The organism is Demequina sp. NBRC 110054 (genome assembly GCF_002090115.1).
In the GTDB taxonomy this organism is placed as follows: domain Bacteria; phylum Actinomycetota; class Actinomycetes; order Actinomycetales; family Demequinaceae; genus Demequina.
This window is the reverse complement of the sequence record NZ_BBRK01000004.1, coordinates 952321-967071: the sequence shown is the minus strand read 5'-3', so window position 1 is coordinate 967071 and position 14751 is coordinate 952321. Positions and strand designations below refer to the sequence as shown.

General features: G+C 70.3%; 11 protein-coding genes. 6 read left to right on the top strand and 5 right to left on the bottom strand.

The window, feature by feature from the left end; translation table 11 throughout:
• Positions 1-5: 5 nt before the first annotated feature.
• Entirely contained in the window at positions 6-845 is an 840-nt protein-coding gene (locus B7K23_RS04455; protein WP_084125181.1) for a helix-turn-helix transcriptional regulator, read from the bottom strand.
• 123 nt (positions 846-968) lie between these two features.
• On the opposite strand from B7K23_RS04455, the gene B7K23_RS04450 reads away from it, so the two are divergent.
• Complete coding sequence (locus B7K23_RS04450) at positions 969-1751, top strand: SDR family NAD(P)-dependent oxidoreductase (RefSeq protein ID WP_084125180.1); 783 nt, start codon at positions 969-971, stop codon at positions 1749-1751.
• Positions 1752-1803: 52 nt separating this feature from the next.
• Here the strand turns inward: B7K23_RS04450 and B7K23_RS04445 are convergent, their stop codons facing one another.
• From B7K23_RS04445 to B7K23_RS04430, 4 genes are all read right to left on the bottom strand, one after another.
• Positions 1804-2766, bottom strand: coding sequence for an alpha/beta hydrolase (locus B7K23_RS04445; protein ID WP_234996418.1), 963 nt, complete (start codon positions 2764-2766; stop codon positions 1804-1806).
• 59 nt (positions 2767-2825) lie between these two features.
• The gene (locus B7K23_RS04440; RefSeq protein WP_084125179.1) at positions 2826-5126 is read right to left on the bottom strand and encodes an alpha-L-arabinofuranosidase C-terminal domain-containing protein; all 2301 of its coding nucleotides are present in this window, start codon (positions 5124-5126) and stop codon (positions 2826-2828) included.
• Between the two features lie 158 nt (positions 5127-5284).
• Positions 5285-6808, bottom strand: a complete 1524-nt coding sequence (locus B7K23_RS04435) for an alpha-N-arabinofuranosidase (RefSeq protein ID WP_084125178.1) — start codon at positions 6806-6808, stop codon at positions 5285-5287.
• A gap of 36 nt (positions 6809-6844) precedes the next feature.
• Positions 6845-8110: an MFS transporter gene (locus B7K23_RS04430; protein ID WP_084125177.1), complete on the bottom strand. Its 1266-nt coding sequence runs from the start codon at positions 8108-8110 to the stop codon at positions 6845-6847.
• A gap of 129 nt (positions 8111-8239) precedes the next feature.
• On the opposite strand from B7K23_RS04430, the gene B7K23_RS04425 reads away from it, so the two are divergent.
• The 5 genes from B7K23_RS04425 (at position 8240) to B7K23_RS04405 (ending at position 14748) form a co-directional block, all read left to right on the top strand.
• Complete coding sequence (locus tag B7K23_RS04425) at positions 8240-8884, top strand: TetR/AcrR family transcriptional regulator (RefSeq protein WP_143338084.1); 645 nt, start codon at positions 8240-8242, stop codon at positions 8882-8884.
• Between the two features lie 100 nt (positions 8885-8984).
• A complete protein-coding gene (locus tag B7K23_RS04420) occupies positions 8985-9641 on the top strand; it encodes a TetR/AcrR family transcriptional regulator (protein WP_084125175.1) in 657 nt (218 codons plus the stop codon).
• Between the two features lie 186 nt (positions 9642-9827).
• Positions 9828-11984, top strand: a complete 2157-nt coding sequence (locus B7K23_RS04415) for a glycoside hydrolase family 3 C-terminal domain-containing protein (RefSeq protein WP_084126141.1) — start codon at positions 9828-9830, stop codon at positions 11982-11984.
• Between the two features lie 182 nt (positions 11985-12166).
• Positions 12167-13075 (top strand): ABC transporter ATP-binding protein, encoded by a 909-nt coding sequence (locus tag B7K23_RS04410; RefSeq protein ID WP_084125174.1) that lies wholly within the window; start codon positions 12167-12169, stop codon positions 13073-13075.
• Positions 13072-14748 carry an ABC transporter permease gene (locus tag B7K23_RS04405; protein WP_084125173.1) on the top strand — a complete coding sequence of 559 codons (1677 nt, stop codon included), beginning with the start codon at positions 13072-13074 and terminating at the stop codon, positions 14746-14748. Before B7K23_RS04410 ends, B7K23_RS04405 begins: the two co-directional genes overlap by 4 nt.
• Positions 14749-14751 lie beyond the last annotated feature (3 nt).

Genomic DNA, 14751 nt, shown 5'->3' with positions numbered 1-14751 from the left:
CCCGGCTACCGGCTCGACATCTCCTGCTCGCCCACGACTTTGAGCAGCGCGAGCTTGTCCGCGTCGGCATCGGCGCGGGCGGTGAACCACAGCAGGTGCTGCGACCCGTCGTCGGTGTAGAGGTTGTGGCACAGCAGGTCGAGCGAGCCCACGTGAGGGTGGAGGAAGACCTTCGAGTCCACCCTGCGAAGCCGAACGGTGCGCTCCTCCCACAGCGTCGCGAACTCGGCCGATGCCTCCGTGCACAGCGCGATGAGCTCGGCCAGTCGGGGGTCGTCCGGAGCGCGGCGCGCCGCGGCGAGGCGCAGGTCCGCGACCAGTGACTCCGACAGACGCACATAGTCCTGCTCGGGATGGCGTGCCCGATGATCGGGATCCGAGAACCAGCAGTAGACCTGACTCGAGCGCGGCCAGGACGCGCCCTCGTGCCTGCACAGGAGTGCCTTCGCCAGGTCGTTCGCCGCGAGGGTCTCCGCGAGATCGGAGATGATCAGCGCAGGGGTGTCGTCGAGCCGGTCCAGCAGCGCGAGCATCGCCGGGTCCACATGAGTGTCTCCCTCGCGCGACGGGAGCGGCCGCCCCGCGAGCCGGTACACGTGGTCTCGCTCGTCCTTCGTCAGGCGCAGCGCCCTCGTGAGGGCCGCGAGCATCTGCGGTGAGGGCTGTGTCCGCGACCCCTGCTCGAGCTCGATGTAGTACTCCACCGACGCGCCTGCGAGCATCGCGACCTCGTCGCGCCGCAGCCCGGGCACGCGTCGGCGCGGACCGGGCACGATCCCGACCTCGTCGGGCGTGATCCGGTCGCGGCGGGAGCGCAGGAAAGCGCCGAGCTCGGGGAGGTCCATCGCCTCAGTATGGGCCGCGCCGCCAGGGCGAGGGTAGGGGCGCTGCCCCCAGGGTGAGCCTCCTCTTCCTCACGCTCGGCGCCGAAAGCAGGCTGATCGGGCAACCGACAGAAGGAGACACCCATGAACGACACCTCCCGCACGCCGCTGGCCCTCGTCACCGGCGCCAATCGCGGCATCGGTCGCGCGACCGCCGAAGAGCTCGCCCGCCGCGGCTTCGACCTGGTCCTCACCTATCGGAGCCACGCCGAGGAGGCCGAAGAGGTCGCGGCGGCAATCGAAGCGCTCGGCCGCCGCGCCGTCACCGTTCCGCTCGACGTCGCGCGACCGGAGGACATCGACCGGTTCGCGGGAGATCTCCGGACGATGCTCGCGCGCGACTTCGGGGACGCCGGCCTGGATGTGCTCGTCAACAACGCGGGCTTCGGCGCCGATACGCGCCTGGGGGAGACGACCGCTCAGGTGCTCGACGATCTGTACGCGACGCACGTCCGCGGCGCCTACCTCCTGACCCAGGCCCTCGCGACCCCGGTCGAGGGCGAGACGCTGCTCGAGGACGGCGCCAGCATCGTGAACCTCGGCACCGGGCTCACACGATTCGTGCACCTGGGCCGCGACGCCTACGCCGCGATGAAGGCAGCCGTCGGCGTGCTCACCCGGTACTGGGCGGAGCAGCTCGGCCCGCGCGGCATCCGCGTGAATACGGTCGCGCCCGGTCCGGTCGAAACCCATTTCTCCGGATGGGTCGGCAACGAGACGGTCCGGGAGGTGTTCGCGGACGGGACCGCGCTCGGACGCTCCGCGGTGGCTGAGGACATCTCCGGCGTCATCGCCTCTCTCGTGGAGCCCGGCTCGGCGTGGGTCACTGCGCAGCGGATCGAGGCATCCGGCGGCTATCGGCTGTAGACGGCACGGGCCGGCCGCGACCATCGGCACGGTCGGCCCGCGGCGCGGATCGTCAGCCCGCGGTCGCCGGGAGATGGCTCCGGATGAAGCCGTCGACGAGGTCCATCACTGGCTCGGCCCAGACCGCGGGTCCGCCGTGGTCGGCGCCCTTGAGGCGGTAGAGGTCCACCGGCTGCCCCGCCTCGACGAGCGCCTCGTACAGCAGCGCGCTCTGCTGGAACGGCACCAGCCTGTCCTTGTCGCCATGGACGATCAGCAGCGGCTTGAGGTCACGGTCGGGGCGGATGTGGTTCATCGCCACGGTAGGCGCGACGAGCTCCGCACTCTCGAGGACGGCGTGACCCCCGATCAGCAGTCCCTCCGGGCTGCCTGGCGAGACGTGGTCCATCGTGGACGGCTCCTGGTTCATCCGCGAGATGTCCGTGGGCGCGTAGTAGTCGACGTAGCACGAGACCCCGAGCGGCTCGTCGGTCGGCTCGTCCGAGTACTCGGGATCGTCCTCAGTGAGGTACGTGAGCACGGTGGTGTGCCCGCCCGAGGAGTCGCCCCACATCGCCACGCGTTCCGCGTCGATGCCGTAGTCGTCCGCGTGCGCGCGCAGGAAGCGGATCGCGGTCTTGGCGTCCCGGACCTGCGCCGGGAAGGGTGCGACGAACGAGGGTCGGTACTCGACGATCGCCACCACATAGCCGCGCTCCGCGAAGTCGGCGAGGGGAAGCAGCGAGACGCCGAGCGCCTGCTCGAGCCACGCGGAGCCCTGGACGAACACGACCAGGGGCAGCCGGGACTCCGAGCCAGGGACCTCCGCAACCTGCCTCGACGGCTGGATGATCTGCAGGTGCAGCGTCCGTCCCGACTTCTCGGCGTACTCGACGCCGAGCGTGGCGGTCCCGTGACGCGGGCGCGCGTCAGCCTCGAGAGTCCTCATGCCCTGCGGCTCCCACGTGCTCGCAGGGAACTCCTCGCGCGGGACCTCGCGCGGCTCGACCCAGCTGGTGACGGCGTCGTCGTCCATGGCTCTTCCTCTCGTGTCGGTGTTCCAGTCCTGTCGGCGTCCTCGAGCTCCCCTGACCGTCAGGCCTCGCGCAGCACCGCGACCGTGAGCGACCAGGCCGGGAGCTGGAACGCCTGGCCGGGCGCGAGGTCGACGTCCGCGTCGCGGGGCTCGATCGGCGAAGCCTCGAAGGCCAGCCCCTCGTCGGGCCCTGCTCCCGCGAGCACGGTCGCCGCGCCCATCCACGGCGTCGGGCCGCCGGGCAGCGCGAGCGTCGCCTTCCGCGGCTCGTCCGTGGCGTTCACCAGACGGACGACGTACTCGCGCGTGCCGTCCTCACCGGTCCGCTCGGCGCAGCCGGCGACGACGCGCGTCTCCGGACGACGGTCCTCGGCCACGTCGTGGCGCAGCTCGCCGTCCACCCACACGCGGATGCGCTCGCCCTCGAGCTCCACGCGTACCGTCACCGGCACGTCGGTCGACATGCCGGACCACGCGTACGGACCGTCGATGTCGTTGGAGATGCCGTCGGCGTAGGTGTGCACGACCGTCGTCTTGTTCTGCCACGAGCCGATGTCGACCTGCAGGAAGTCCTCGATGCCGGTCCCGCCGAGTCGGATGACCATCCCCTCCTGGCCGTCCACGCGGGTCGCGGTGAACTCCACCACGCCGTCCGCGCCGATCGCCCCCAGGGAGACCTCGTCCTCGGCGACCTCGACCGGCGCCACCTCGGCCCCGTCGATCGACGCGTCGGTGACGGCCACGCGCGCACCCGGCGCGGACAGCCGCACGGTGCCCGCAGCGCGGGGCGGGACCGGGACGTCCACGACGCCGTCGATCTGGACGGGCAGCAGCGTCTCGCCGCGCTCCACGGAGAACATCCGCTGCACGAAGTAGGAGGCGGTCGGAAGCACCCGATCGGCGTCGAAGTAGATCATGTCGGGCACCCACTGGGTGGTGCCGAGGCGCGCGAGCAGGGGTGCGTAGGAAGCCAGCCGGACGATGTCGCCGTTGCGCTCCATCGCGATCATGAAGGCGGCCTCGGCCATCGCGGACCGGACGCTGTTGGTGCGCGCGGCGTACTCGCCGAAGTAGACGGCGGGACCGGAACGGTCGTACGCGTCGTAGCGGTCGAGGTTCTGGTGGAACCACCGGGGCGTGCGGTACGCGTGCTCGTCGACGATCGCGACGCGCTGCTCGCGCGCGAACGCCCACCCGTCCTCGAAGTCAGGACCGAAGGGCTGCGGGCCCGCCGTGCCGATGACGGTGATCTCGGGATGCTCGGCCGCGAGCGCCTCGGCGACCATCGCGTAGCGCTCCTCGAAGTCGCGCGTGATCTCGTCCTCGTTGCCCAGGCCGAGCAGTCGCAGGCCGAAGGGCTCGGGGTGGCCGAGCTCGGCGCGGCGCGCGCCCCACTCGGTGTCCGTGCCGCCGTTGGCGAACTCGACCAGGTCCAGGATGTCCTGCACATACGCGGGCATGTCGGCCATCGGGATGCACGCGGCGCGTCCGCGCAGGTTCTGGCAGCTCACGCCCGCCGCGACGATCGGCATCGCCGTCGCGCCGAGCGTCTCGCACAGCTCGAAGTACTCGAGGTAGCCGATCTGGCGGGTCTGATGGTAGCCCCACGTGTTGAAGCTCGGCACGCGGGACTCGCGCGGACCGACGGTCTGCTTCCAGTGGTAGAGGTTGCCGAGCCCCAGGCCGTGCGCGACGCAGCCGCCGGGGAAGCGCACGAACGAGGGCTTCAGCGCGCGCAGCGCCTCGACCAGGTCGGGGCGGAAGGTGAGAGCTTCGCCGGCCGGGCCCACGGGGCGCAACGAGAGCATGTCGAGCTCGAGCACGAGGCCGCGCGGCACGGTGATCGCAAGCCGACCAAGGCCGTCGGCGGTAGCGACGAGGTCCAGGCTCGCCTCGTGCCAGCCCCCGGCGGGAGTATTGAGCGGCGCCTCGGCAAGCGCCTCGCCCGCGCCGTCGACGATCGCGGCCGACGCCTCCCCGACCCCCTGGACGCACCACGTGAACGCAGTGAGACGGAACGCATCGTCCCTGGAGACCCTGACCGCGTCGAAGCCCTCGTTGGTGAGCGTGACCGGGCCGGTGACCCGCACGTAGGTGCCGTTGTTCGGGTGGACCGGGTCCTCGGTGCGGACCTCGACCGAGCCGTCGCCCGTGGTCTGCCACGCGGTGAGCGGACCCCACCCAGCGTGATCGGCGGGAGTGAAGGCGAAGTCGCCGTTGCGCAGCAGCTCGGCGTTGAGGCCGCCGTCGAGGCTCCAGTTGATGTCCTCGAAGAAGATCCCCCACATGTCGGGGTCGAGCGTGACGCCCGTCGGCTCGCCGAGAGTCAGGTTGAGACGGGTGACGTCGTTGTCAGGCATGGTTTCCGTTCGTGCGCGTGGGGGTGGTGCGGCTTCCAGCACACCACTTTGCCACGTTGCAAAGTGCGGCGGGACCGGTCGGACGTCCCGAGCGCGACGAGAGGCCCCGGGAGATTCCCGGGGCCCTGCTTCCGCGGACGCCTGACGCGTCCGCCCGGTCAGCCCTGCTGTGCCGTGAGCACCGTGACCGAGCCGGCCGGAAGCCGGACCGTGTGGCGGCCCGAGGCCTCACCATCGATCCGCTCGGCGACGCGACGCACCGCGTCGGGCGCGTCTGCCGTGTTGTGGTCGGTCGGCGTCGCCGCGGCGAGCGTCTCACGCTTCGCGAGGCTTACCGGGACGGCGAACTCCAACTCGACCTCCGCCTCGTCCGTCATCGACGGATTGGTGAGGTTGACCACGATCGTCCCGTCGTCGGCGACCGACGCGAAGAGATGCGCTCCGCTCGCCTCATCGACCGGCTCGACAGTGAGCGCCATCGCGCCACGGTGCGCCTTGTACATCATGAAGACGTCGAAGTTCGGCGTGAGGATCGTCGCGTCGCCGTCGGTGAGGATCACCGAGTTGAGGACGTTGACCGTCTGCGCGTTGCAGGCGATCGAGATCTTGTCGGCGTGACGCTGCAGGATGTCGAGCGAGAGCGCGGTGGTGATCGCGTCGCGCATCGTCACCTGCTGGAACAGCGCGGGACGCGCGAAGAACGCGTCGCGATGCCAGTTGCCCCACTCGCCGACCACGAGGTCGATGTGCTCGAGCCTCGGCTCCAGGGTGGACTCGGGCATCGGAACCGACGCGAGGCCTTCCTCCATGAGTGCCCACTGCTCGACGATGACGTCCTCGAGCTCGAGGCAGCCCGCGATCACGCGATCCCACCCGGCCTCGTCGAAGCTGGTGGGGGTGTCCGTCTCGTGGTCGATGTTCCAGTTGTAGAAGTGCAGGTCGTAGCCGTGGATCGGCGGCTGACGGTACTCATTGAGCGCGGCGAAGAAGTCCTTGGTCCACGCGACGCGCTCCTTCGGCTTGTTGCCGTCGGGACCGCTCGCGATGGCGTAGGTCTTCGGCGTCTCGAACACCGAGCCCGTGAAGCGCGGCATGGCCGATGCGAACGCGCGGTACGCGTCGACGTAGCCCGGAGCCGTCATGATGCCTCCGCCGCCCCACGGCTCGTTGCCGATGCCCCACAGGTTCACGTCGTACGGAGCCTCGTGACCGTTGCTCACGCGCAGGTCGGCGAGCTCGGTGCCGGTCGCGCGGTTGCAGTACTCCATCCAGTCCCTCGCCTCGGCGGGCGTGCCGGTCATCATGTTGACGTTGATCCACGGCTGGGCGTCGATCGCCTCGCACAGACGGAGGTACTCGTCGGTCCCGAACGCATGGTCATCGAGCTCGTAGGTGCCGAAGTTCTCGTTGAACGTCGTCGGGCGATCTGCACGGGGACCTATGCCGTCACGCCAGTGGTACGTGTCGGCGTAGCAACCACCGGGCCACCGGAGTACCGGAGGCTCAAGCTCCTTGAGGGCATCGAGGACGCCCTGACGGATCCCGTCGGTGTGGGGCACGTCGGAGTCGGGGCCCACCCAGATCCCGCCGTCGATGCACTCACCGAGGAACTCGATGAACTGTCCATGCAGCGCGGGACGGATCGTGGCGATGGTCTGGGTGGGGTCGATCGAGACAGGCAAGAGTCGGCCTTCCTTGAGGTCGGGAGATGCGGGAGGTCAGCGGACCGAACGGATCCGCATGATGAACACGCACGCGACGATCGTGAACACGATCGCGACCGGGAAGACCATGCCGTAGCCGCCGAGGGAGGTCACGATGATCGAGGTCGCGATCGGTCCGACCATCTGGCCGAGCGTCGTGGCCATGTTGAGGATGCCGAGGTCCTTGCCGGCCTCCTCAGCGTTCGGGAGCACGTCGACGTTGAGTGCCTGGTCCACCGAGCCGTACATGCCGTAGCCGAACCCGCCGATCGCGGCGAACAGGATCATTCCCATGGCGTTGTGCATGACCCACGGGAGCGCGAAGCCGATCGCGAGCAGGACGCTGGCGACGACCACCGGCACCTTGCGGCGGCCGATCTTGTCGGAGATCGGGCCCGCAGACAGCGCGGAGACCGCGGAGACCACGAGCAGCACGACCGACATCGTCGCGATGGTCGCGGCGGAGTCCTCGGTGGACAGTCCGATGTAGTCCTGCAGGATGTACAACTGGTAGTTGAGCACCATGTAGTACGCGAAGATCAGGAGCGAGCGCCCGATGAAGGCGTTCCAGAAGTCGGGCGCGTTGCGCGGGGGACGGAACGACGTCAGGATCGAGCGCAGGTCGGTGCTCGCAGCAGGGAGGTCCTTCGAGGATGCCTCCTTGGGCCAGAGGATCACGGTCACGATGCCGGAGATGCCCATGACGACGCCCGCCACGATGTACCCGGGCAGCTGCGCGGTGATGAACATCGCGCCGACGAGCGTGCCGAGCGAGCTTCCTGCCAGGGATCCCGCGGCGAAGAACGCGGACATCGTGCCGCGGGAGGTCTCGGGAACGCGGTCGGAGAGCGCGGCCACCGCGGGGGCGATCATCATGTTGAGGCCCACCATCGCGAGACAGTACGCGACACCGATCGACCACGCGTTCGGCAGGATGCCGATCGCGAAGAGGCTCACACCGCCGACCAGACCGCCGGACGCGATCCAGGGCGTGCGCCGGCCGAAGATCGAGCGAGTGCGGTCGGACAGGTTGCCGACGACCAGGTTGGAGACGAGCGACACGAGCGCGGTCACCGAGTTCAGGACGCCCGAGATGGCGACCTTGTCGTCGGGCGCGATCTCCGTGAGGCGCTGCGGCAGCAGTACCGCCGCAATGATCATCAGCGCCATCATCCAGAACAACGAGAAGATGAAGAAGCCGCTCGAGTAGCGGATGGTCTGAACCCGGCTGAGTTGCACCGATGCGGGTGCCTGCGCCGGGTCGGCAACATGCTGAGACACGAAGGATCTCCTTTGATCTGGGGCATGCGCAACGCCGCGCTACCTATTACTTGAGAGATATACGGTAGTCGGTCGACAGTTGTCAAATTGAGAATGCAGCGCGCACCGGCCTCGTGCCACAATGCTTCCGTGACCTCGAAGACGCCGATCCACGCTCGCACGCGCATGCCTGTCGACGCTCGTCGTCGGCAGATCGCCGAGAAGGGTGCGGAGCTCGTCGCGCAGTTCGGCTCCTACGGGGTGTCGATGCAGACCGTCGCCGATGCTGTCGGACTCACCCTGCCGGGGCTCAACCACCACGTGCGCACGCGCGAGGAGCTCCTCACGCTGATCATCGAGACCTACTACGACGACTTCGGCGACGAACAGCAGCTGATCGCACAGCTGCGTGCTGCGGGCGAGTCCGACGCGACAGATCTCCTGGACCTGCGCGCGTGCCTCAACGGAGCCGTCCGCACCAACGTCGACCGACCCGAGCTCGTGGTCCTGTTCGTGCGCCTCGCGGTCGAGGCGCACGACCCGGCTCACCCGGCGCACGAGTACTACGCAGGTCGGCATCAGCGGCTGCTGTCCGTCATGCGCGCGCTGCCGTGGAAGCTGCCTCCGCGATTCGAGAACGCCGACGCGTTCGACGATCTGCTGCGCACCGCGTTCTGCGCCATGGACGGCACGGAGCTGCAGTCACTCACGGATCCCCGTGAGTCCATCTCCGATCTGTGGGCCCGCGTGGACCGAGTGCTGTTCGACGGGCCCGAGTGGGAGGCGCTCCGCTGAAGGCGGGCGAACTCCACCTCCGCCCAGGCAGGTCGCCCGCGCCCTGCCACGCCGCCCTCGTCGCACCGGACGCTTGCGGGAGCCTCGCTAGCATGACCGCATGAGCCACACCTCCCGCCCCGCGACCCCCTCGCGGGCCCGGACGCGCGGCCGGGATGCCCAGCGACTCTCGGGTGCGGACCGCAAGGCGCAGATCGTGGACGCGGCGACCGCGCTGATCGCGGAGCGCGGCTTCTGGGGCACGTCCATCCAGGACGTGGCCGCGGCGTGCGGAGTGACGGTCGCGGGCGTGCTCTATCACGTGGGGTCGAAGGATGGCCTGCTCATCGAGGTCCTCGAGCATCGCGACCGGCTCGATGCGGAGGCGATCGCGGCGGAGCTCGACAGGCCCGTGCTCGTGGAACCCGCCTCGGGCGACGTGAGCGTGATCGCGGACGTCTCGCTCGCGCAGTTCTGCGACGCGCTTGTGCGGCGCAATGCGCGCCAGCCTGAGATCGTCCGGCTGTACAGCGTGCTTGAGGCGGAGTCGCTCGAGCCGAGCCACCCCGCGCACGGCTACTTCCTCGCGCGGCAGCGCGAGGGACTCGGGAACTTCGCGGCCCTCGCCGCGGATGCCCCAGATCCGGACCGGCTCGCCCGCCAGGTGCTCGCGCTCATGGACGGACTCCAGGTGCAGTGGCTGCGGGATGTCGAACACTTCGACCTCGTCGCCGAGTGGATCGCAGCCTCGGCGGGCCTCGACGGTTTCGCTCGCTAGCCTCGCGATCATCGCTGACGCGCAGCTCCAGCCCGGACCCCAACCCCGTAGCGGCGCTCCACCGCCCCGCCCGCCCCAGCCCCCGCATCGTCCCTTCACCCTCTTGCGAACAGCGTCACCGTAGGACTACGGTCGCCACAACTGACAACTAAGTAAGTAGTCAGTAGGAGTCGAGAGGTGACGACGATGTCAGACGACCAGGCCTACCCGCAGGCGGTATCCGCGGTCCGCGATGGGGCCTCCGCCGAGGACGAGGCCCGAGGCCTCTACGCCCGGCTGAACGACGACGAGCGGCTCGGCCTGCTCGACGGCGACCGCGAGTTCTGGGAAGCCATGGACGAGATGATGCACGTCGGCTACAACACGGTGCCGTATGTGCATGGCGAGGTGGCTCGGCTCGGCATCCCCGGCCTGCGCTTCACGGACGGCCCGCGTGGCATCGTCATGGGCCACTCGACCGCCTTCCCCGTCTCGATGGCGCGCGGCGCGAGCTTCGACCTCGATCTGGAGGAGCGCATCGGACGGGCCATCGGCCTCGAGGCGCGCGCCCAGGGAGCGAACTTCTTCGCGGGCGTGTGCGTCAACCTCCTGCGCCACCCCGCGTGGGGACGCGCGCAGGAGACCTACGGCGAGGACACGCATGTGCTCGGCGAGATGGGCGCGGCGCTCACGCGGGGCGTCCGCGAGCAGGTGATGGCCTGCGCGAAGCACTTCGCGCTCAACTCCATGGAGAACGCGCGGTTCCAGGTGGACGTCGTCGCCGACGACGACGTGCTCCACGAGATCTACCTCGCGCACTTCAAGCGGATCGTCGACGAGGGCGCCGACGCGCTCATGTCCTCCTACAACTCGGTCAACGGCGAGTGGGCGGGCCAGAACCCCGAGCTCCTCACAGGCGTGCTGCGCGACATGTGGGGATTCGAGGGCGTCGTCGTCTCGGACTTCATCCTCGGCCTGCGCGACGCCGCTGCATCGCTCGAGGCGGGGCTCGACGTCGAGGAGCCCTTCCGACAGCAGCGGGCGCGGGATCTCGAGGACGGCCTCGCGCAGGGACAGACCTCGTGGGCCGCGGTCGAGCGCTCGGGGGTGCGGATCCTCGCGACCCAGCTGCGCTTCGACGCCTCGCACGACGCCCCGATCCCGAGCACGAAGGTCATCGCGTGCGACGCGCACCGCGCGCTCGCGCGCGAGGCCGCGAGCACCTCCATGGTGCTGCTCAAGAACGACGACGTGGACGGCGCCCCGGTGCTCCCGCTCGACCGGACCGACCTGAAGCGCGTCGCCGTGATCGGCCGCCTCGCAGACATGGCCAACACAGGCGATCATGGCTCGTCGGACGTGCACGCGCCCACGGTCGTCACACCCCTCGAGGGGCTGCGCGCTGCGCTCCCCGGGGTCGAGATCGTCGAGGTCCTCGAGGACGATCCCGTGAAGGCAGCCACCGTCGCGAAGGACTGCGACGCCGCGATCGTCGTCGCCGGATTCACCGCGAAGGACGAGGGCGAGTTCACCGACGCGAGCGCGATGTTCGCGTCCGACGTGGAGAGCCTGTACCCGCCGCGCCCGGACGCCGACCCCGAGGAGCCGCTCCTCGTGGCCGTCGCGGGCGGCGACTCGGTCGCCGACGGCGGCGACAGGATCCGTCTCACTCTCCGGCCCGTCGACGAGGCGATCATCCTCGCGGTCGCCGACGCCAACCCCCGCACGATCGTCTCGATGGTCGCGGCCGGTGCCGTCATCTCCGAGGCCTGGCGCCACGAGGTCCCTGGCATCGTGATGAGCTGGTACTCCGGCATGGAGGGCGGCCACGCGCTCGCCGACGTGCTGCTCGGCGAGGTCGACCCCGGCGGCAGGCTGCCGTTCGCCGTGCCCACGACCGAGAACCACCTGCCGTTCTTCGACCGCGACGCGACGTGCATCACCTACGACCGCTGGCACGGCCAGCGCCTGCTCGACCGTCTCGGCGTGGCAGCCGCCTACCCGTTCGGCCACGGACTGTCGTACACCGACTTCGACGTCGCGGTCGAGGGGGTCCGGCGCCTGGACGATGCGGTGGCTGAGATCGACGTCGCGGTCACCAACGTCGGTGCGCGCCGGGGCCGCCACGTGGTCCAGGTCTATGCCGTCGGCGCCGACGGAGGCAAGCACCTTGTCGGCTTCCAGGTCGCGGATGTGGAGGCTGGCGCGACGACACATGTGACCGTCCCGGTGTCGCTGCTGCCGGCCGGAGGCTGGGATCCCGACCGCCGCGCCGTCGTGCCGCCCCACGGGCCTGTGACCCTGCTGGTGGCCAGGGACTCGCGAGACGCGGAGGCGCTCGAGGTCGCCACCCCGGCCCCCTGAGACCCACGCGTCGGCGGTCGCGGCTCACCACCCCTCGGCGCTGCGACCGCCGGCGCGTGCTCCCCGTGCGAGACCCCTGCTCGGCGCGGGATGATGGAGGAGTGGAGCGCTCGCCGACGAGTCCCGCCGGCACCCGCGCGCGCAGCGCTCGCTGAGAGGCAGGCGCGACCGTGAGCACCGCGATGGCAGTCGAGATCCAGGGCCTTCACAAGAGTTTCGGCCGCGTCCATGCGCTGCGAGGCCTCGACCTCGCGGCTCCCGTCGGCGAGGTCACCGGCTTCCTCGGGCCGAACGGCTCAGGCAAGACGACGACGATCCGCGTGCTCCTGGGGCTCCTGCGGTCCGACGCCGGGACGGTCCGGCTGCTGGACGGGGACCCCTGGGCCGACGCCGTCCGCCTCCACCGCGACCTCGCGTACGTGCCGGGCGACGTCACGCTGTGGCCCAATCTCACCGGGGGCGAGACCATCGATATCCTGGGCCGGCTGTCGGGACCGCTCGACCCGGCGCGTAAGCGGACGATGCTCGAGAGGTTCGACCTCGATCCCACCAAGAAGGCCCGCGCCTATTCGAAGGGCAACCGCCAGAAGGTCGCGCTCGTCGCCGCGCTCGCCTCGCGGGCCCCGCTGCTGCTGCTCGACGAGCCGACGAGCGGCCTGGACCCGATCATGGAGGCCGCGTTCCAGGAGTCGATCAGGGAGGTCAAGGCCGAGGGGCGGTCCGTCCTGCTGTCGAGCCACATCTTCACCGAGGTCGAGACTCTCGCCGACAGGGTCGTCATCATCCGCGACGGCGCGACCGTGGAGTCCGGCACGCTCGCCGAGCTGCGGCACCTCACGCGTACGCAGGTCACGGCGGTGCTCGATTCCGGCGCCGAGAGCCTCTCCGCCCTGCCCGGCGTGCACGACCTCGCCACCGAGGAGGGTCGCACCTCGTTCGCGGTCGACGACGACTCGCTGCCCGACGTGCTCGCGGAGGTCGCCCGCCTGAGGCCGAGCGCCCTGGTCGCGAATCCGCCCTCGCTCGAGGACCTGTTCCTGCGCCACTACGGCGACGAGCTGGCCGCGCTCGAGGGAGGCGGTCGGTCATGAGCACCCGGGTCGACGCCTCCGCGCCTCCGAGCCGCCCGCATCGTCCCGGCGCGACCCGGGCGACGCATCGTCCCCCCGCCCGCGCGCTCGCGGGGCTGCGCGCGAGCGTCGGCTTCATGGTGCGGCGCAACCGCGTGCGGCTCGTCGTGTGGTTCGTCTCCCTGGTCGGCCTGTTCGCCTACATCGCCGACTACTTCGGCTCCGTGTTCACGACCCAGGAGTCGCTCGACGACTTCGCCGCGATCTCCGACAATCCCGGGATCAAGGCGCTCACCGGCCTCGCCGCCGCACCGGACACTCTCGGCGGCGCGGTGTGGACCAAGATCTGGATGACGCTCGCGGTCTCGCTCGCGCTCGGAGTCGTCTTCCTCATCACGCGCAACGGCAGGGCCGACGAGGAGCTCGGGCGCACCGAGCTGCTGCGCTCGAGGATGCTGGGCAACCACGCGCAGGCCGTCGCGACGTGGCTCGTGCTCGCCGCGCTGTCCGCCGCGGTCGGGCTCGCGGTCTCGGTCGTCTCGATCGCCGTCGGACTGGATCCGGACGATGCGGGGACCACGGGGTCGTGGGTCCTCGGGGCCTCGCTCGCGGGAGTGGGGATCGTCGCGATCGGCGTCGGGGCCGTCGTCGGTCAGGTCGCGTCGACCTCGCGAGGCGCGAACGCGCTCGGCTCGGTCGTCGTGATCGGCTTCTACGTGCTGCGCATGATCGGCGATCTCGGCGACGGCGCCCTCACATGGGCCTCCCCCTTCGGATGGGGGCAGGAGATGGCGCCGTGGGGAGCGAATCGGTGGTGGCCGCTCGGGCTGATGCTGCTGCTCACCGCCGCGCTGCTCGCGGCCTCGTGGCTCCTCGAGGAGCGCCGAGATCACGGCGCGGGCCTGCTGCCCGACCGGGCGGGGCCGTCCGGCGCACCCGCGCGGTACGCGTCGCCGCTGGGGCTGGCGCTGCGCCTGCAGCGAGGACCTATGATCGGCTGGACCATCGCCGTCGTGCTCAGCGCACTGATGTTCGGCTCGGTCGCCAACCAGATGACCGACCTGCTCGACTCCGCGGGCGGCAACCTCGCCGCGATGCTCCAGGGCGCCGGTGTCGACGCGCTGGTCGGCCTGCTGTGCAGCATGATCGCGCTGCTCGTCACGGTGTTCGCGGTGCAATCCGCGACCCAGCTGCGGGCGGACGAGGCCACCGGGATCCTCGAACCGCAGCTCGCGGGCGCACTGTCCCGCACCCGGTGGGTCATGATGCGGCTCCTCATCCCCGCGGTCGGCGCGCTCGTGCTGCTCGCCCTCGGCGGCGGGCTCCTGGGTGCGAGCTACGGCTCCACGATCGGCGACTCGTCCCAGGCGCTGCGGCTCGCCGGAGCCACGCTCGCGTACTGGCCCGCGGTCATGGTGATCGTCGGGCTCGCGGTCGCGTTGTTCGGCTACCTGCCACGCGTCGCGATCGCCCTGTCCTGGGCCGTGATCGGCGCGCTGTGGATGATCATGGTCATCGGCGACGCGCTGAACCTGCCCGACTGGGCGCTGAACCTGCTCCCGTTCTCCGCGACGCCGACGTTGCCCGCCGACGCGATGGACTGGACGCCGCTGGTCGTCATGACGGCCGTCGCTCTCGCCCTGGTCGGAGCCGGCGTGGAGCGTTTCACGAGGCGAGACATCCACCCCGCGTGACGC

Excerpts from the sequence above, each read along its gene's own strand:
- B7K23_RS04455 (WP_084125181.1), bottom strand. The coding sequence starts at position 845 with ATGGACCTCCCCGAGCTCGGCGCTTTCCTGCGCTCCCGCCGCGACCGG.
- B7K23_RS04450 (WP_084125180.1), top strand. The coding sequence starts at position 969 with ATGAACGACACCTCCCGCACGCCGCTGGCCCTCGTCACCGGCGCCAAT.
- B7K23_RS04445 (WP_234996418.1), bottom strand. The coding sequence starts at position 2,766 with ATGGACGACGACGCCGTCACCAGCTGGGTCGAGCCGCGCGAGGTCCCG.
- B7K23_RS04440 (WP_084125179.1), bottom strand. The coding sequence starts at position 5,126 with ATGCCTGACAACGACGTCACCCGTCTCAACCTGACTCTCGGCGAGCCG.
- B7K23_RS04420 (WP_084125175.1), top strand. The coding sequence starts at position 8,985 with ATGAGCCACACCTCCCGCCCCGCGACCCCCTCGCGGGCCCGGACGCGC.
- B7K23_RS04415 (WP_084126141.1), top strand. The coding sequence starts at position 9,828 with ATGTCAGACGACCAGGCCTACCCGCAGGCGGTATCCGCGGTCCGCGAT.
- B7K23_RS04410 (WP_084125174.1), top strand. The coding sequence starts at position 12,167 with ATGGCAGTCGAGATCCAGGGCCTTCACAAGAGTTTCGGCCGCGTCCAT.
- B7K23_RS04405 (WP_084125173.1), top strand. The coding sequence starts at position 13,072 with ATGAGCACCCGGGTCGACGCCTCCGCGCCTCCGAGCCGCCCGCATCGT.